The organism is Bacillus sp. FS02 (assembly GCF_024398395.1).
Lineage (GTDB): Bacteria > Bacillota > Bacilli > Bacillales > Bacillaceae > Bacillus > Bacillus altitudinis.
Window position 1 is genome coordinate 1,097,011 of the sequence record NZ_CP074101.1, and the last position, 16,792, is coordinate 1,113,802.

The following is a 16,792-nucleotide window of genomic DNA, read 5'->3' on the forward strand; positions in this document are numbered from 1 at the left end:
ATTCTATTGAGTCAATTTCATTCAAAAGTACGACGATGAGAGGATAAGATCTATATAAAGAATGCAGAATTGAGGAGACTAGATTTTTTATAAAAAATGAAGAACCCCACGAAATGGGGCAGTCAGTTTACTGAGTAACTTTGAGACTTTCCTTCTAATGATCTATTGATAGAAATACCCTCCAAAAAGGGAAATTCAGTTTATGTACTTCTTCACAAATTCCCCTTCACAATCGTTCTTTTGGCTTTCTTGACAATTCTGCTGGTTGCTTTTGTATCAGAATCTTTTAACCACTGTTCACACAGGTTTATGACCCAATTTGGTTGTGTTTTACTAGCGTCATTGAGCCAGTTTCCTACAGAATCTTGAACATATGTTGATGGATCAGATTTGAGCAAGTCTAGAATAGGCTGTGCCCTCATTGGCTCTTGTTTTAATGACTCAATATGCTTTGTCCAAACACCTCTTGGGCGAATAGCTTCTACTGAGAATCGGCGAATATTTTCATCATTACTTTTAGCCCATGCTGTTAAATGTTCTATACTTTGATCGAGCTGATCCATTAGGCTTTCTCTCACTGACATCCACGCAATTTCTCGAACTCCAAAATGAGGATCAGCTGCAAATAGCTGAATGTACACCAATTTCTCTTCCAAAGTTGATAAACGGTGTTTGTTCATATAAGCAGCCCAACAGCGGACGCTATCAGATACATGGTGAGTAAATGCCTGTAGCACTTCCGTTTGTTTTTCCCCATTCTCTTTCTGTAACACTTCATCTAACAATTGACCGATGAGACGAATTGCTTTCATTCCAGACTCAGCCTTTTGTTGAGTGACATCAGATGATACATCGTCTAAATGATGGTCTAAACCAACGGATGGCAAAACATGATGTAATAACGTCAGATGATTGACAGCCAGCCATTCAGTTAAATTCACACTCTCTATTTTTCCTTGATTCAAAAGGAACAAGACGTCATGAGGGATATCAGTCCCCTTTCGAGCACCTTTTCGATTGATGATCTCTTCGCTGATTTGCATTTATTTTCTCTCCTCGTCTAGTGGTGCTTTTGTTTGATATTCATCGTTTTTAAAAGAAATATATGAATGCCTTCAATCTTTGGATATTGCCCCCTATTGTATCAAATAAACCACTTTACTGGTGCATTCTTCAAACCAAAAAGGAACTACCCAAAATAAGTAGTCCCTTCCATACAAAATTGAATTTAAGTTACCTTCCTTGCTCGATCACCTTCAAACTCTTCTGCTGAGAGATTCTGTCAAACGCCACCATCAAGATGGTCATGAGTAAAGCGAGAAGAACCGTTCCAGCACTGATCCAGCTCAGGTGCAATATAGATGTCCTGCTCAATACAATCCCCCTAACCCCGAGCCTAAAGCAAATCCGAATTGAATAAATGATGTATTAACACTTAATGCGATATCAGGAGATTTTGGAACAAGGGTTACTAGATATAGCTGCTGAGCTGGTGATGTACTCCATGTTGCGATCATCCATATCATGATAACAGCCACCATGACCACGAGATTCCCTGTGACAAATGCTAGTAGCATGAGCATCATGATTTGCAAGATGATGCCAGAAAAAATCGTGAAGATGGGCCCTTTTTTATCTGCTGCCATCCCTCCAAGGCTTGATCCTAAAAAGCTGCATATTCCCGCTAGTAACAAAATGCCACTGATTTCTGTGATGCTTAGGTTGGCTGATTTTTGGAGGAAAGGCGTTAAATAGGTAAATAAAGTCGAATATCCCCCTACATAGAATAACGTGACTGCCACTGCAAGTAATATACGCTTGTCTTTTAAAATCGATAATTGCATACGAAGCGTCACCGGTTCTTGTTCTTTCATAGAAGGGATCCGCCTATACACCACAATCAGCGGAATAAGCGTGATCACTCCAATGGCTGCGAATAATGCTTTCCATCCGATCATACTGCTTAGAAATGTCCCGATTGGAACGCCTAAAACCAAGGAGCTGCTTAATCCCATTAAAATGATGCCAATCGCTGTTCCTTTTTTTTCCCGTTCTACAAGACGAGTTGCAACCGCCATCGCCACTACAATCGCCGTTCCTCCACTGATTCCTTGTAAAACTCTTGTGATCATGACCATTTCAAACGAATGACTGATACTTGTGATGAAGTTACTTAAAATAAAAATGATCAGCGTCCATGTTAATATTTTTCTGCGGTCCATATTGATGGTTAGTGCGATGACAATTGGTGCACCGATTGCGGCCGAAAGTGCTAAAGATGTGACCAATAAGCCAGCAGTAGACGTTGTGACATGTAAATCATGTGCGACCATTTGAATAATGCCAGTAATGATGTATTCGATCGTTCCGATTAAAAAAGCTGCTAAAGCAAGTAAATAGACAACGGTTTTATTTTGCATCGTGACGTTTCTCCTTTGGGCCATGTTTACGATTTGATTTCATTTTTAATAGGAATTTGAATTTCAATGAGTCTGCCTTCTTCATTTTCTGACAATGGGTAATAGATTTCTCGGCCCGGCTGATCATCTTTCACGCGGTATCCGTTATGTTCGATCCATGTCGCCAGATCAACACAAGCAGTTTGTGCGGATGGAGAATGGGAATGAAATAAGAGTGTTGCCATGGTGTCTTCTGCAGGTAACGTGCGAATTGTCATTCCCTGAGGAAGAGAGCACCTTAACGATTTGACGGAATACCCCACCTCAAATTCAAACTCACTTTCTTTATCCAGTGATTCTCTCCATAGCACTACTTGTGGTCCCGAGATCGATTCTTGTTGATGTTTATGTAATAAATGATGAAACATTTGAAAGAATGAAGGGATTTCTTCAACAGTTCCGTTGGATTGAAAAGACATGATGCGTTTGCTTTCAACAGATTTGATGATGACCTCCTGTTCTTTTTCAACACACCCCTCTCGTTTGATGAGGTGCATCCGCTCCTTAATACGGGCTAATTTCTGTTGTTCTTTTTCGATCAATTGCTGAATCTCACTCTCTTTCAAGAGAAACATGCCCTGAATCTGCTCGACAGAAATATCTTCACGAAGTAGCTGCCCCATTTGCTTTAACGTAAAGCCTAATTCCTTATAGAGAAAAATTCGATTGACCTCAAGCAGCTGTTCAGCTGAGTAATAACGGTATCCCGAATCTTGATCAATCTGCTGAGGCTTTAATAAATCAATTTGGTCGTAATACCTTAAGGTTTTGACAGGCACTTTACTTAACATAGAAAAATCGCCGATCTTAAACATCCTGCATCTCCTCCGATTTGTTGATCTGATCACAGTATAAACCTTTCAGTTAAGGGGAAGGTCAACATGAAGTTGATTAAATTTTTCAAAAGCACGAAAAAACCTAGATTTCTCTAAAATCTAGGTTTTGCTCATTATCCTACTATTTTTTCTAACAATCCCATCGCTTCAACAATCTTTATATCATCCATAAATCGTTGCAAACTTACTTTATGCTCTTTCTTTTGTAAATCTGTTGAATAACCTAAGCATAGATTAAAAATACAATCTAACCTTTGTCCGACTCCACTATAAAAATAATTCGTCAATATTCCATTATTTTCACTTGCAAGAACCACAACTGTAGCGATCTCTAATACATATTCTATATCTTCTATAGAAATCGTTCGATCCTTTTTCTTAGCAGTCATGAATTCATGACTATGAATAGAACGAATCCTACCTTCAAGTAAATTGAGTATAGACCTTTTATAGATGACATACACACTGTGAATATGATGTTTATCAGGACAATAGGGATCTTGTAAAATGAATTTTATACGTTCATCTTCTTTTTCCATTTTTATTGCATCAAGATCATATACTAAAATATGATCAATTTCTTCTATTTTCATAGGAGGAAACATGTGGGATACATCTGTTTTGTTTTTCAATTGATCACCCCGAAATCTAGTCTCTCTTACTCCAAACGTTCCAATCTTTCAAGCCACTTGACAATAGCTCCGTTTTTAAAGAAATCGAGTATAACACCCTCGCAAAATCGTTCAGCTCTCAGAACCCCCATAATGAGAGCCAGTACACACTGCGCATTTACATTTGAGATGTCGACATTCTCCATAGCGTTCGTTCCACTCTCAATGCCATTTTCTTTGAGGATCTCACTGTAGCGGGTAAGCTCCATTTCTTGATGGTGTTCTGCAAAGGTATAGACATCCTCGATAAAACGACGGACCGTTTCGGAATAATTCACATAGGGCATCTGAATCGGGTGTTCCGCTGTTCCATCATTTTCTTGATCTATGACCCATTCACCAATATCATTGCCCTGAAGCAAAGGGATATAGTTAGTTAGAATCTCAAATTGACTCAACCTCATCCTCCTCCATTCCTTTGATCGACATCTCTGAATAAGTTGGTAAAAAAAGTCCGTGATGATCCTACAAGCTAGAAGCCAGTATTCAAATCACGGACCGTTTTATTCATTTCACTTTTTATACTCTAACCATCGATACCACGGTCTCCACATGCGCCGTATGCGGAAACATATCCACTGGTTGCATGTATTCGATCTTGTAGTCTTTTGACATGTATTCGAGGTCTTTTGCTAGTGTAGATGGGTTGCAAGAGACGTAGACAAAGCGTTTTGGTTTGACTTGTTTGACGGTGTCTAGGAAAGTGCGTTCGCAGCCGGTTCTTGGCGGGTCGACGACGATGACGTCAGGACGGAAGCCTTCTTTGACCCATTTTGGCAGCCAATGTTCAGCTGTTCCTGTCACATAGGTTGCGTTTTTCAGGCCGTGTTTTTTGGCATTTTTCTTCGCGTCATCAATTGATTCTTTGATGACATCCATTCCTCTTACTTCTTTTGCGCCATCTGAAAGCCACATCCCAATGGTCCCAACGCCGCAATACGCATCGACAACCTTTTCTTTGCCTGTCAGTTTGGCCGCTTTTTTCGCTTCATCGTAAAGCTTTAGCGTCTGCTTCGGATTCAATTGGAAGAAAGCACGTGCACTCAATTCAAATGAGACGTCTCCTAAAAATTCTTGAATGACCATATTGCCAGCTAGGTGAGATGTTTTATGGCCGAAGATGACTGACGTTTTTTCGCCATTGATATTGTGCATAATAGACGTCACTTCTGGCAGACGTTTTTGAATGGCTTCGGCGATTTCTTTTTTCTTTGGAAACTCAGGCTTTGATGTGACAAGGACGACTTGGACTTCACCTGTTTCAAAGCCAACACGCACAACAATCGAGCGCACGTCGCCTTTTCTTGTCCGCTCGTTGTAGACAGATACGCCGAATTTCTCTAAAGTTTTGCGGACGACGCCTGTTGTTTTGTTCGTTTTCGGATGCTGGACGATACATTCCTTGATTGGGACAAGTTTATGGGAATTCAGCCCATAAAGCCCTGCGATGATGTCGCCGCTATGTGATCTTCCGACTTGGAACTGACTTTTATTCCGATAGTGCCATGGATCTTCCATACCGATTGTTGGTCTAATGTCGATCTTTTCAACCGACAGCTTTGTATGACGCTCCATTGATTGAATGACAATATCGCGTTTTTCCTTTAACTGCTGCTCATACGCCAAATGTTGAAGCTGACAGCCGCCGCACTCTTCGTATACTGGGCATGGCGGTTTGACTCGATGTTCTGAGCGCTTGCGGACTTTCCTCACCGTACCTTCTGCATATTTCGCTTGAACATTCGTTGCTTCAACTACTACTTCCTCACCTGGAAGTGCACCTGGGACAAAGACCACTTGCTTTTTAAAATAACCGACCCCTTCCCCATTAATTCCAAGGCGTTTAATGGTAAGCGGGAACTGCTGTCCCTTTTGCAGAAGGGCTCCTTGCTGTTTTTCTTTCACGTTTATTCTCTCCGTTCTATTTAAACCTTTATCAGTTGTCCTCATTTTATTCCATCTGAATAGTATATCACGACTTGGACGAAGAGCGAAAATGCCTTTCAATTATTTATCTGTCTCTATACTTCTCCATAAATAAAGGGAGGCGTAGCTTAAATACGGTGCCCACTCCTTGCTTAAAACTGCCATCTCTTCTTTTGTTGGCTTTTCTGGCAGGTCAAAGTGACGTTTGATCGCATTTTGAATCCCGATATCTGCCATTGGAAAGAGATTTGGTCTTCCAAGTCCATTCATGAGGACATTTTGAACCGTCCAAGGTCCAATCCCTCTAATCGGAAGCAGACGTTCTTCAATTTCAATATCCGTTAAGTCGTGTAATTCTTCTAAATTCAGAGAGCCGCTCACTATTCGCTTTGAGACATCAATCACATATTCCGCTTTTCGCTGACTGAATTGCAGTTTTCTCAAATCATCGGTTTCAAGTGATGCAATGGTTTCCGGTAAAGGGTCAAACCAAACGCCGTCGATTTGCTCACCATACGTATGAACAAACCGTTTCGTCAGCTCATAAGCAAATGCAAGATTGAGCTGCTGATGAATGATGCATTTCATCAAGCAATGATATAGATGGAAATCCAGCATAAGCGGCGTTCCGATATGACGTTCAAAAATGGGCGCAAGATTTGTTTGAGCAAAATGGTCATGCACGGCATGTAATTGATGCTCCATGCCAAATATCCGCTTCACCTCAGAAAGGATGGCTTCCTCCGGCCCGTTAGCCTGTACCCGGAACGAAGGTGCTTCTTTTGTTCCTGTCGCTTGAACGACTGCAATGTACGGTTTATGATTCAGCCTCATCGGTACTTTGATTTCTCTTTTATCCAGATCGACCGCCTTTAATGGATCGCTCGACAAACGTCTCAGCACTTGATCGAAGTGATAGGGCGGTTCAACCAATAGGTGTTTTTCCCACATGTTTTTCCTCTTCCTTTCTGTCAACACACGCAGATGTGATTGTTTCACTTTGCATGAATGATTCTCTATATTGAATACTTTTAAATATAAAGAGTACAAGAATTTATCAGTTATATCTTCCTTATTTATGGTCATTCTCCTTTTGGATAGATGAAAATTTTTAGTCGAATTTAGCTAAAATTCGACAGCAATCTTCAACATTTTAGGATCATTTTCCTTAAATTAGAAATAGAACCTATGGGTGATATCTTCTATTCCAAAAATATTTGTATAATTATGACATATCAAGGAGGTGAACAAAGGAATTAGCGGATTAGGCAATCATTTGTTTCATCTTGCAGGAACATATTTACCTCATTGATAACCGGCTTCACCTAGTTTCACGTTTTACTAAAAGAAGACCCAAAATTTAAAAACAAAGGAGATCCGACCAATGAAAAAAACAATTCTTTCTGTTGCCCTTGCCACTGCTGTTTCTTCGACACTACCAGTATTCGCTGACGCTGCTGAGCAAAAAACTGCTCCAGTTTCAACAACTATTCAGCAAACTGTGTTAAACAAAGCTGCTGAAGGTAAAGCAACGACAAATGCGACAAATGTTAACATTAACTTTGACGTACTTGGAATTGCCAATGCATTAATTAATGCTGCAAATGCTAACACAAACCGTGAAGGCTTTGTCAAAGGATTAATGGAGTCTGCTTTCTATGCTGCTGGCGCAAAATACAATGTTATGGTATTTAACTTAAGCCAAGGCTATGAGACTCGTTTCAACGGTGTTAAAACGTTTGCTACTGTTAAATACGGAAGCATTACGTACGGAGTTTGGGTATTTGAAAATGGATCTTTCACAAACAAAGGTGATGGCGGTTACATCAACTGGGCATTTAGAGGTTGGTTCGACCGTAACGGTGGTTTCGTCAACTTCCGTCGTCCTTAATTCTCGCTTTATCCATCAATCATACACGCACATTGGACCGATCTCAGCGATGAGATCGGCTTTTTTATGGTGAAAACGTATAAGTTCACCGCTGCTGCTTCATGATATAATGCAAGTCTGGAGGGGTGCACATGCTGAAAAAACTTGCAGTGACAAAAAACGGCGACTTGATTGAACATGCAACATTGCAGCAGCTTTCAAGCCCTGACATTGCCTGGTATTGGATTGATTTTTATGCGCCAACGGAAAAGGAAGCAGCACTGTTAAAGGAATTTTTTCAGTTCCATCCGCTTGCGATTGAAGATTGCTTCCATTATTTACAGCGGCCGAAGCTTGATTTTTATGAAGGGTATTTATTTTTCGTCCTTCATGCCCTCAATCAAAAAACACTTCGATCTGAAGAAGTCGACCTGTTTGTTGGAGAAAACTATATCGTTACTTTTCATTTGAAGGAAGCGCCCTACATTGATCGAGTCATTCGAAAGCTCAAAGGGTCTGATAAAGCGCGAGAGAGCGGTCCAGAGCATATGGCTTATATGCTGATCGACCAGCTCGTCGATGATTATTTTCCTATTATTTATCAAATTGAGGACAGGCTCAATGAAATCGAGGATGAAGAAGGGCATAAAACGTATGGTACATTAATGAACGAAGTATTCGGTATTCGATCCGATTTGCTCAAACTGCGCAGAACCATTATCCCGATGAGGGACCTCTTATATCGAATTGTGAACACGAATATGATGAAAAGCGATGCAAACCGGCAAGCATATTTTAATGATATTTATGATCATCTATTGAAACTAACAGAGATCGTTGAGTCAAACCGTGATATGACAGCCGATTTACGAGACAGCTATCAAACACTAAATTCCAACCGAATGAATGCCATCATGATGACACTGACCATTGTCTCGACGATTTTTATTCCACTCACCTTTATTGTTGGGGTGTATGGGATGAACTTTGATAACATGCCTGAATTACACTGGAAATATGGCTATTTTGGCGTACTGATTTTCATGGGTTTGCTTGTCTCAGGGATGCTTTTGTGGTTTAAACATAAAGGATGGTTTAGGATTTTCAAATAGTTTTTTGAGAGAAGTGCTTGAAAGGGAGATACTATGGAAAACTGGATTCCACTGACAGACAAAGAACTAAAGTACGCATGGAAAACATTTGATCAAGAGTTTAAATTTAACCCAAGCATCTCTCGCTTTCCCGGTTTTCAAGCACCATCTCCTTACATCACATATGATATCTCTGCTTATTTCGAGGACCCTTCTCTCCTAAGTGCGGATGAAGACCTTGAAAAGAAGGCACTGCTGTCTTTTCAGGAGAATATCACCGGAACCGGCGAATATATGCTGGTACTTGATTGGCAGCACGAATGCTATTGGATCACACCATACGGCTCATTTGAAAAAGATGAATTTGGAGAATGGAGAGTCCCTGTGCTCCCAAATGGGGATTACTATTTCTTTTTATCGAAAGAGATGACCTGGGGTTTACTAGGACATCCTTGGGAGCAAAGCATCACGATTTTCGGTGAGGGCTTGATTGACTCCTTTACTCGTCATCGTCCCCTTTTGTTCCAGCGTAAAATAAGAGAAGGATAAGTCAAAAAGCTTGCAGTGTCTGCAAGCTTTTTTCTATAGCTAAGGGAGATGCCATACTTTTTCAAGCATGAGATCGTCTAAGCTTTTAAAGGTATATCCTTGTTTTTTTAAAGCAGTGATGGCATCATCAAGTGCCTCGGCATTGTCCCTTGAGACGGTATGAAGTAAGTAAATGGCACCCGGATGCGCCTGTTTCATCATTTGATTGTACGCATACTGTTTTCCTTTTTGATGGTGGATGTGCCAATCTACAAACGCTACTGACCAGAAAACGGTTTGGTAGCCAAGCTGTTTCGTTTCCTTTAGTACCCTTTCACTGAACACCCCGCGCGGTGGACGAAGGTAGAGGTTATCTTGTTTTCCTGTGATTTTGTATACCGCTTCATTGACACGATCTAGCTCTTCTTTGATTTCTTTCGTGCTCTTTGTTGTTAAATCTGGATGGTGATAGGAATGGTTGCCAATAATATGACCTTCCTCTGCCATACGTTTGACGAGCTTGGGCTGGTCCTTTACGAAGTGCCCAGTCACAAAAAAGGTGCCGGGTACTTGATGCTTTTTCAGCACGTCCAAGATTTTGGGTGTGTACCCATTTTCATAGCCATTGTCGAAAGTAAAATAAATCTCTTTCTTTTTCGTATTTCCTAAATAGAAAGCATCATATTTCTTTAAGAGTGTCTTCAGTTCCTTGCCGGCATCTGCTGGCTTGTGCTCTTTGCTTTTAGCAAATCCCCAATGAATCGGCTGATTAGACACGGCTTCTAAGTTTGAAAAAGGCATCGATACAAAAAGCGCACATAGACAGATCAGTATGCATTTTTTCATTTAAGTCACTTCCCGGTTTTTCTTCTATTGTGCAGAATATACCGGGTACTCATACACTTTTTGACCTGCCAATTTAAAGAAAAAAGCCCGCATCAGCGCGAGCTATTCTTCCTTCCAATCGGTTTTAAATCGTTCATATTTCGCTTCTAGGTCGTCAATCATCTGGATGAGTCTGTCTATATCCTCAACGTCTGTGGATTCAGGATCTAATGAATCAATCACATTCATAAACATATCTAATCGGTTCTTTAAATAATCAACCTGCTGCTCTTTGCTGTCTGCTGCCTTGCCCATAGATACACTCCCTTTAGCATTTGTTTATAGCTTATCTTTTTTTCCTTTGTAAATCAATTGTGTCCCCTCTTGCGTATAACGGTGATGGGGCTTAAAATTAACTGTTGGCGGGTCTATGTTTGCCCGAATGAAAAGGAGATAGATACCATGAACCAAAAAACAGCACTTCGTCCGATTACACCTGCATTCGACCCTTGGGAAGCCTATCTCGATGTGCAGGATTACGGAGAAATGAAGCTGACAAATATTGAATTGACGACAACGACGTTGTGTAACATGAGATGTGAGCACTGTGCGGTTGGCTATACTTTGCAGCCAAAAGATCCGAATGCACTGCCACTCGATTTACTGCTTCGCCGTTTAGATGAAGTACCGCTCTTGCGTTCCCTTAGCATCACAGGCGGAGAGCCGATGCTGTCTCTGAAATCTGTACGGGAATATGTCGTTCCTTTATTAAAGTATGCCCATGAACGCGGCGTCCGTACCCAAATTAATTCGAATTTAACACTTGATTTGGCTCGATATGAAGAGATTATTCCATACTTGGATGTCCTACACATTTCACATAACTGGGGGACGGTCGAAGAGTTTGCTACGGTTGGTTTTGCAATGATGGACCGAAAGCCAACCTTTGAGCAGCGTGAGAAATTGTTTAACCGCATGATTGAGAATAGTCAGGCCCTTGTGAAAGCGGGTGTAACCGTATCTGCTGAAACGATGCTGAATAAGCGTACGCTTCCTTATATTGAACACATTCATCGTCAAATCGTGGACGAGATGAAATGCCAGCGCCACGAAGTTCATCCGATGTATCCAAGTGATTTTGCGAGCGCCCTTGAATCATTGTCGCTTCCACAAATGCGGGATGCGATTCATCAGTTGCTCGATGTTCGTGATGAGAACACATGGATGCTGTTTGGCACATTGCCATTTTATTCATGCAGCACAGATGAAGAAGACCAGCGCCTCTTGACTCGATTGCGTCAAGCGAAAAATGTGACAGTACGAAATGACCCTGATGGCCGTTCACGGTTGAATGTGAATATTTTTGATGGGAATATTATTGTGACAGACTTTGGCGATACACCGCCATTAGGAAATATTGAAACCGATACGTTGCAATCAGCTTATACACGCTGGATGAACACAAAATTGGCAAAAGAACTGAATTGTCATTGCCCAAGTGTGCAATGCCTTGGTCCAAATGTTCTTGTGAAAAACAGTTATTATCAAGATGTTGATTTTACTTCTCGTACAGCCAGGGGGTAACCGATAGATGGACGAAACATTTCTGACAGTGGTCAAGAACAAATACATTGAAATTCTCCTTGTTGGACTCATTCTTTGGCTTGCCGTCTTTATGATCAACAAAGCGCTTCAGATTTTCTTTAAACGAACTGAATTCATTGAAGATAAAAAGAAAAAAACGATTGAGAGCTTGGTCAAATCGGTTTCAAAGTATACAGCTTCCATATGTTTTGTCTTATATGTGATTTCTCTATTTTTTCATGACTTTGGGAAAATCCTTGCGGGGGCTGGTGTTGCTGGAATTGTCATTGGTTTTGGCGCTCAGACCTTGATTCGTGATATTTTAGCTGGCATCTTCCTCATTTATGAAAGGCAAATTCATAAAGGTGACTATGTGACGGTCAATAATCTTTTTAACGGAACCATTGAAGAAATTGGTCTCCGGTCTCTGCAAATTAGAGAATGGAGCGGCAAGCTGTTAACCATTTCAAACGGAGACATTCGTCAAATCCAAAACTACAATATGCACTACATGCGTATCACAGAGTCAGTCTTGATCAGCGCAAACCAAAATCCTGACATTGCTTTCAAGGCGCTAGAAACAGCATGTGATCACTTAAATCAAATGCATCATGATTTACTGAAAAAAGATGAATTCCAAAACGCCATTGAACCTTTTCAGGTTCATGGCATTATGGGGCTCAATAAATTGAATCGCGGGATTGAGATCACCGTAAAAGGAATGGTCGAGGATGAAAAATACTTTGAAGCCGCCCTCGCTGTGCGAAAAGAAATGATCACACAACTTCATCAGCATGATGTGAAATTGCTTGAGGATCTCGTCTATCCACAGCCTACAAAATAACCTCATTTGTGATGAGGTTATTTTTTTGATTGTTTTTAGTTAACCAGTTAATTATAATATTATATAGTTCACCGGTTAACTAAAAGAAAGGATGTTTACATTGAGAAAAACTGAAGCGATTTTTTTTATTAAGCAAATGTATCAAGAGGTGTTAATCCAATTAGATATAGAAAAGGTGGAGACTTATTTTTCTTCAGATTATCAGCAAGTCACTGATGGAAAGGTCTCTTCCCTTGATGAATTTAAAAAGCATCTCTCCACATTAAAAGTCATGACCAAACAGCTCGACATCCCCGCCTTTCATGATATGTTGTTTGATGAAGAGACTCAGCAAGGGTGTTTTCGTTACACTGTACATGTTGAGCTGTCCACAGGAGACCATGGTCTAATAGATGTGATGGCGTTATTTACTTTATTAGATGGTAGAATCATTCGGTGTGATGAGCTGACTAGACCGCATGAGAAAAATAAGACGCTTGAACAACTTGGACATATCAGCTAAGGAATTCTTTTCTTTTCAGCCGTCTTACTTCTATCCTCTTGACTGATTCATGTATAATAGAAAGCAGATTGATTTCATGCAGCATGGGGACCCTCATACTGTGTATTTACTAATTGAAAGAGAGTGAATAAGATGGGTCGTAAATGGAACAACATTAAAGAAAAGAAAGCATCAAAGGATGCCAATACAAGTCGTATTTACGCAAAATTCGGGCGTGAAATCTATGTGGCTGCCAAGCAAGGTGAGCCAAATCCAGAATCAAACCAAGCACTTCGCTTTGTCCTAGAACGTGCAAAAACATATAGTGTCCCAAAACACATTGTGGACCGTGCGATTGAAAAAGCAAAAGGCGGTGCAGAAGAGAACTTCGATGAGCTGCGTTACGAAGGATTTGGTCCAAACGGATCTATGGTGATCGTTGATGCCCTGACCAATAACGTCAACCGCACAGCGTCTGATGTTCGTGCAGCATTTGGGAAAAACGGCGGAAATATGGGCGTCAGTGGATCTGTTGCTTACATGTTTGACCAAACAGCGGTGATCGGTGTCGAGGGGAAAAGTGAAGAAGAAACGCTTGAACTTTTAATGGAAGCAGACATTGATGTACGTGACATTATGGAAGAAGATGATACGGTGATCGTCTACGCTGAACCAGATCAATTCCATCAAGTTCAAGAAGCGTTCAAACAGGCAGGCGTAGAAGAATTTACTGTCGCTGAAATCACAATGCTGCCTCAAAACGAAGTGACATTAGATGATGAATCGAAAGCACAATTCGAGAAACTAATCGATGTATTAGAAGAGCTTGAAGACGTGCAGCAAGTTTATCATAATGTGGATTTAGGAGAATAATCAGCTAAGCCATCGTAGTTGTTGGATTCATTCAACTTCCGCGTTGGCTTTTTTATTGTCTAGGTAAGGTTTACGTTCTACTCAAGACCATGTAATATGAAGAAAGAGTCGTTTCCACAAATAACCAAGGAGCTGAGTTTCATTTTTAAAACATGGTGGTTTTCGTATTATGGCTTTATGATCCTCCCTTTTATTGGCCTATGCTTAATTTTCAACAATTTGACGATATTCACTAAAGTCTTTCTCTTTCTTTTCTTTGTATGGTTTTTATATAACGCCTTTGATTTTTACATTCATGAAATGAAAAAGAAAAAAGATAGGACATCTTAATCAAAAAACAGTCATCTCCCCTTGGTAAGAGGAGATGACTGTTTTTAATTCATCCCTTGAAACCCAAACGTCAGGTGATCCTGAACAGGAATCCAAGCGCCGATTCCTTGTGAGGTCACATTTTTTACGACAAGTTTGCGTTTATTTCCCTTGAGCACAAGATACACTTCTCCGTAAGTAACCTTTCCTTTTTCGTTAATGGCTGGAGCGTATGCATGCAGGGATGCTGCTTTTTTCGGAGATACGTGGTAGGACTGATCTCGCTTTGTTCCTGCACCAATCACTGTGTCGAAGGCGAGCGGAAGTTTTGTTTTTTGGATGGCTTTTTGCATCATCAATGTTTTCACATCTTCTGGGTTTGGTACTTTTGCTGTGAGCCCTCCACTTACTTTTACTTGTTGCTTTTGCACATATTTGCCGATGGCTGTTTTGTTTCCGCCTCTATTATCAATGTGATTCGTGTTCACTTTTTTGTATTCCCAATTGGCGACGGTTTCGTTTGAATCATAGCTGAGTGCCCATCTTCCAAGAAAAATCGTTGCCCTGTAGCCAACTGCTAGCGGTGTACCTGATATACTGGATTCATTCAGCATTTTAATTAAATGTGTATTTTCAATTGGTACACTTGTTGTTTTAAATAATTCGGCCGTCAGCTCGCTCGGCTGTAGCAGCGGTTGATCTTGTGACGCATTTGGATACGTATTTTCCTTTGAGATACTGGCGACAGACGATGGCACCTTAAACGGCTTTGCTGCCTCGGCTGGAAAACTGTATAGGAAACTTAAGGATAAGAGAACAACAAACATGATGCGGGGCATCTTTTTCATATCATCACTCTTTCTCATTCATTTTTCCATAGTATTTTCCCGAAAGACGTCCCTTATCCACAAAAGATTATAAAAGGAAAAATCCAATCGCCATAATGAAATAGGCAGCGAGCAATGTAGCACCTTCAAACCAGTTCGTATCCCCATCATTTGAAAGGATCACGGTTAGTAAAACAGAGGATGCCATGGCAATGAGTTCTGGTAATGAGAAGATCAGTGGCATTTGCTTTTCAAAAAACAGAGAGCTGATCACAAGGATCGGTGCGACCATCATGGCGACTTGAAGCGTAGAACCGAAAGCAATTTCGACCGCGACATCCATTTTGTTTTTATACGCCATAATGACAGCAGATGCGTGTTCTGCTGCATTACCGACAATCGCAACAATGATGACCCCGATAAACAGTTCACTCCAGCCAAACTGTTCTCCGACTGTGTCAAATGTATGGACGAGCCGCTCTGAAATATACGCCACAGCAATTGTCGCAAGGAGTAAAATCGCCGTGGCAAACTTCCCAGACCATTCTGGTGTTTCTTCTTCCGTCGCTGCTTCTCCTTCCGTAATTTCCTGCTTGGCAACATAAACACCTCTGTGGCTGACCAGTTTGAAATAGAGTGCTGCGACATAAAGCAAAATCATCACGATGCTAATGCCGATACTTAAAACAAATTGACGATCTTCTGCCATCCCTATGGAAAAGACTTCTGGAATGACAAATGCCACAATAATCGCAAACATAAGCAGCCCAGAGTTATGCCTTGCATCGTGGACATTGAACTCTTGTCGTTTAAATTTCAATCCGCCAACGAAAAAAGACAATCCAGCCACGAGCAGTAAATTGCCGATCACTGAGCCAGTGAGTGAAGCAAGGACAATGGCGGTGAGTCCTTGTTTTAATGCAAAAAATGAAATGATTAATTCCACTGCATTTCCAAAAGTAGCGTTTAATAACCCACCAATTCTTGGTCCCGCTATAATGGCAAGACTCTCTGTCGCTCTTCCCATATAACTTGCAAGACCGATGATGGCGATACAATAGACGGCGAACATGACAGCCTGCGGAAAATGAAGAAAACTACCAATTACAGATAATGGAACACCGATTGCGACAATCACAAGAAACAAACGATTCATACAGCCAATCTCCTTTACATCATATCTGACTGTTATTCTTTCGTGAGTGCCGGCATCATATACATTTAGATTCGTTCGTGTGAAAGGGTGATATCAATCGTTCCTTTCACGGATTGCACCATGGAGCAATGCTTCAACGCAAGTTTCATTACTTTTTCCAGCTGTTCATCAGAGGTGCTGATGCTTTCAAAGATCATATGTAAATGAATATGAGTGATTTTGTTTACAGTTCCTTCTCTTGTCGTTTCAGGCGTAATGGTCAGCCCTTGATAGGATATTCGTTTTTTCCGGCATACATGAATGACCATTTCTCCAAAACAGCCCGCAATAGCCGAGGTGAACAATTGATACGGCCTGTATCCCGCTTCTTCATTTCCCGAAATAGACAGCTGCCTTTGATCAGCATTTGCGATCCACCGATCATTTTCATATATCAGCTTCATTCCTTTTCCACCTTTCTATTGAAACCCCTATGGTTCCATTGTACGATGAAAGCATGAACTTGTAAGGAG

The 16,792-nt window shown here is 40.9% G+C and carries 18 protein-coding genes and 1 pseudogene; 7 read left to right on the plus strand and 12 right to left on the minus strand.

Annotated features, from left to right (window positions below):
* Window positions 1–212: 212 nt before the first annotated feature.
* The 7 genes and pseudogenes from KFQ09_RS05670 to KFQ09_RS05700 form a co-directional block, all read right to left on the minus strand.
* Window positions 213–1,043, minus strand: coding sequence for a DNA alkylation repair protein (locus tag KFQ09_RS05670; protein WP_255836089.1), 831 nt, complete (start codon window positions 1,041–1,043; stop codon window positions 213–215).
* Between the two features lie 190 nt (window positions 1,044–1,233).
* Window positions 1,234–2,420, minus strand: a pseudogene (locus tag KFQ09_RS05675) (MFS transporter).
* 26 nt (window positions 2,421–2,446) lie between these two features.
* Complete coding sequence (locus KFQ09_RS05680) at window positions 2,447–3,274, minus strand: MerR family transcriptional regulator (protein WP_035391322.1); 828 nt, start codon at window positions 3,272–3,274, stop codon at window positions 2,447–2,449.
* 134 nt (window positions 3,275–3,408) lie between these two features.
* Window positions 3,409–3,927 carry a hypothetical protein gene (locus KFQ09_RS05685; RefSeq protein WP_074041642.1) on the minus strand — a complete coding sequence of 173 codons (519 nt, stop codon included), beginning with the start codon at window positions 3,925–3,927 and terminating at the stop codon, window positions 3,409–3,411.
* A gap of 26 nt (window positions 3,928–3,953) precedes the next feature.
* Entirely contained in the window at window positions 3,954–4,364 is a 411-nt protein-coding gene (locus KFQ09_RS05690; protein ID WP_081375097.1) for a DUF6508 domain-containing protein, read from the minus strand.
* A 121-nt stretch (window positions 4,365–4,485) separates the two neighbouring features.
* Window positions 4,486–5,871 (minus strand): 23S rRNA (uracil(1939)-C(5))-methyltransferase RlmD, encoded by a 1,386-nt coding sequence (gene rlmD, locus KFQ09_RS05695; RefSeq protein ID WP_370648315.1) that lies wholly within the window; start codon window positions 5,869–5,871, stop codon window positions 4,486–4,488.
* 102 nt (window positions 5,872–5,973) lie between these two features.
* Entirely contained in the window at window positions 5,974–6,843 is an 870-nt protein-coding gene (locus KFQ09_RS05700; protein WP_017358802.1) for a DNA-3-methyladenine glycosylase family protein, read from the minus strand.
* A gap of 433 nt (window positions 6,844–7,276) precedes the next feature.
* Here KFQ09_RS05700 and KFQ09_RS05705 point away from each other — a divergent pair, with 433 nt between their 5' ends.
* From KFQ09_RS05705 to KFQ09_RS05715, 3 genes are all read left to right on the plus strand, one after another.
* The gene (locus tag KFQ09_RS05705) at window positions 7,277–7,783 is read left to right on the plus strand and encodes a hypothetical protein (RefSeq protein WP_007496625.1); all 507 of its coding nucleotides are present in this window, start codon (window positions 7,277–7,279) and stop codon (window positions 7,781–7,783) included.
* A 131-nt stretch (window positions 7,784–7,914) separates the two neighbouring features.
* Window positions 7,915–8,874, plus strand: coding sequence for a magnesium/cobalt transporter CorA (gene corA, locus KFQ09_RS05710; protein ID WP_007496624.1), 960 nt, complete (start codon window positions 7,915–7,917; stop codon window positions 8,872–8,874).
* 33 nt (window positions 8,875–8,907) lie between these two features.
* Window positions 8,908–9,402, plus strand: a complete 495-nt coding sequence (locus KFQ09_RS05715) for a DUF2716 domain-containing protein (RefSeq protein ID WP_035391335.1) — start codon at window positions 8,908–8,910, stop codon at window positions 9,400–9,402.
* A gap of 39 nt (window positions 9,403–9,441) precedes the next feature.
* Here KFQ09_RS05715 and pdaA read toward each other — a convergent pair whose 3' ends face one another.
* Both pdaA and KFQ09_RS05725 read right to left on the minus strand, forming a co-directional pair.
* Window positions 9,442–10,227: a delta-lactam-biosynthetic de-N-acetylase gene (gene pdaA / locus KFQ09_RS05720; RefSeq protein WP_035391337.1), complete on the minus strand. Its 786-nt coding sequence runs from the start codon at window positions 10,225–10,227 to the stop codon at window positions 9,442–9,444.
* 102 nt (window positions 10,228–10,329) lie between these two features.
* Window positions 10,330–10,521, minus strand: a complete 192-nt coding sequence (locus tag KFQ09_RS05725; RefSeq protein ID WP_003218031.1) for an SE1561 family protein — start codon at window positions 10,519–10,521, stop codon at window positions 10,330–10,332.
* A 147-nt stretch (window positions 10,522–10,668) separates the two neighbouring features.
* Here KFQ09_RS05725 and yfkAB point away from each other — a divergent pair, with 147 nt between their 5' ends.
* From yfkAB to KFQ09_RS05745, 4 genes are all read left to right on the plus strand, one after another.
* Window positions 10,669–11,790 carry a radical SAM/CxCxxxxC motif protein YfkAB gene (yfkAB, locus tag KFQ09_RS05730; RefSeq protein ID WP_017358799.1) on the plus strand — a complete coding sequence of 374 codons (1,122 nt, stop codon included), beginning with the start codon at window positions 10,669–10,671 and terminating at the stop codon, window positions 11,788–11,790.
* A gap of 7 nt (window positions 11,791–11,797) precedes the next feature.
* Window positions 11,798–12,634, plus strand: coding sequence for a mechanosensitive ion channel family protein (locus KFQ09_RS05735; RefSeq protein ID WP_046527360.1), 837 nt, complete (start codon window positions 11,798–11,800; stop codon window positions 12,632–12,634).
* 91 nt (window positions 12,635–12,725) lie between these two features.
* On the plus strand, window positions 12,726–13,136 hold the full coding sequence (locus tag KFQ09_RS05740; RefSeq protein WP_224562626.1) for a nuclear transport factor 2 family protein: 411 nt from the start codon (window positions 12,726–12,728) through the stop codon (window positions 13,134–13,136).
* Between the two features lie 132 nt (window positions 13,137–13,268).
* Window positions 13,269–13,988, plus strand: coding sequence for a YebC/PmpR family DNA-binding transcriptional regulator (locus KFQ09_RS05745; RefSeq protein WP_007496614.1), 720 nt, complete (start codon window positions 13,269–13,271; stop codon window positions 13,986–13,988).
* A gap of 374 nt (window positions 13,989–14,362) precedes the next feature.
* Here the strand turns inward: KFQ09_RS05745 and KFQ09_RS05750 are convergent, their stop codons facing one another.
* The 3 genes from KFQ09_RS05750 to KFQ09_RS05760 form a co-directional block, all read right to left on the minus strand.
* On the minus strand, window positions 14,363–15,145 hold the full coding sequence (locus KFQ09_RS05750; RefSeq protein WP_017358796.1) for a YfkD famly protein: 783 nt from the start codon (window positions 15,143–15,145) through the stop codon (window positions 14,363–14,365).
* A gap of 67 nt (window positions 15,146–15,212) precedes the next feature.
* The gene (gene cax, locus KFQ09_RS05755) at window positions 15,213–16,280 is read right to left on the minus strand and encodes a calcium/proton exchanger (RefSeq protein WP_046527359.1); all 1,068 of its coding nucleotides are present in this window, start codon (window positions 16,278–16,280) and stop codon (window positions 15,213–15,215) included.
* Window positions 16,281–16,345: 65 nt separating this feature from the next.
* Window positions 16,346–16,723 (minus strand): OsmC family protein, encoded by a 378-nt coding sequence (locus KFQ09_RS05760; RefSeq protein ID WP_072367759.1) that lies wholly within the window; start codon window positions 16,721–16,723, stop codon window positions 16,346–16,348.
* Between the last annotated feature and the right edge of the window lie 69 nt (window positions 16,724–16,792).

Excerpts from the sequence above, each read along its gene's own strand:
- KFQ09_RS05670 (WP_255836089.1), bottom strand. The coding sequence starts at position 1,043 with ATGCAAATCAGCGAAGAGATCATCAATCGAAAAGGTGCTCGAAAGGGG.
- KFQ09_RS05680 (WP_035391322.1), bottom strand. The coding sequence starts at position 3,274 with ATGTTTAAGATCGGCGATTTTTCTATGTTAAGTAAAGTGCCTGTCAAA.
- KFQ09_RS05700 (WP_017358802.1), bottom strand. The coding sequence starts at position 6,843 with ATGTGGGAAAAACACCTATTGGTTGAACCGCCCTATCACTTCGATCAA.
- KFQ09_RS05705 (WP_007496625.1), top strand. The coding sequence starts at position 7,277 with ATGAAAAAAACAATTCTTTCTGTTGCCCTTGCCACTGCTGTTTCTTCG.
- corA (WP_007496624.1), top strand. The coding sequence starts at position 7,915 with ATGCTGAAAAAACTTGCAGTGACAAAAAACGGCGACTTGATTGAACAT.
- KFQ09_RS05715 (WP_035391335.1), top strand. The coding sequence starts at position 8,908 with ATGGAAAACTGGATTCCACTGACAGACAAAGAACTAAAGTACGCATGG.
- pdaA (WP_035391337.1), bottom strand. The coding sequence starts at position 10,227 with ATGAAAAAATGCATACTGATCTGTCTATGTGCGCTTTTTGTATCGATG.
- KFQ09_RS05725 (WP_003218031.1), bottom strand. The coding sequence starts at position 10,521 with ATGGGCAAGGCAGCAGACAGCAAAGAGCAGCAGGTTGATTATTTAAAG.
- yfkAB (WP_017358799.1), top strand. The coding sequence starts at position 10,669 with ATGAACCAAAAAACAGCACTTCGTCCGATTACACCTGCATTCGACCCT.
- KFQ09_RS05735 (WP_046527360.1), top strand. The coding sequence starts at position 11,798 with ATGGACGAAACATTTCTGACAGTGGTCAAGAACAAATACATTGAAATT.
- KFQ09_RS05740 (WP_224562626.1), top strand. The coding sequence starts at position 12,726 with ATGTTTACATTGAGAAAAACTGAAGCGATTTTTTTTATTAAGCAAATG.
- KFQ09_RS05745 (WP_007496614.1), top strand. The coding sequence starts at position 13,269 with ATGGGTCGTAAATGGAACAACATTAAAGAAAAGAAAGCATCAAAGGAT.
- KFQ09_RS05750 (WP_017358796.1), bottom strand. The coding sequence starts at position 15,145 with ATGAAAAAGATGCCCCGCATCATGTTTGTTGTTCTCTTATCCTTAAGT.
- cax (WP_046527359.1), bottom strand. The coding sequence starts at position 16,280 with ATGAATCGTTTGTTTCTTGTGATTGTCGCAATCGGTGTTCCATTATCT.
- KFQ09_RS05760 (WP_072367759.1), bottom strand. The coding sequence starts at position 16,723 with ATGAAGCTGATATATGAAAATGATCGGTGGATCGCAAATGCTGATCAA.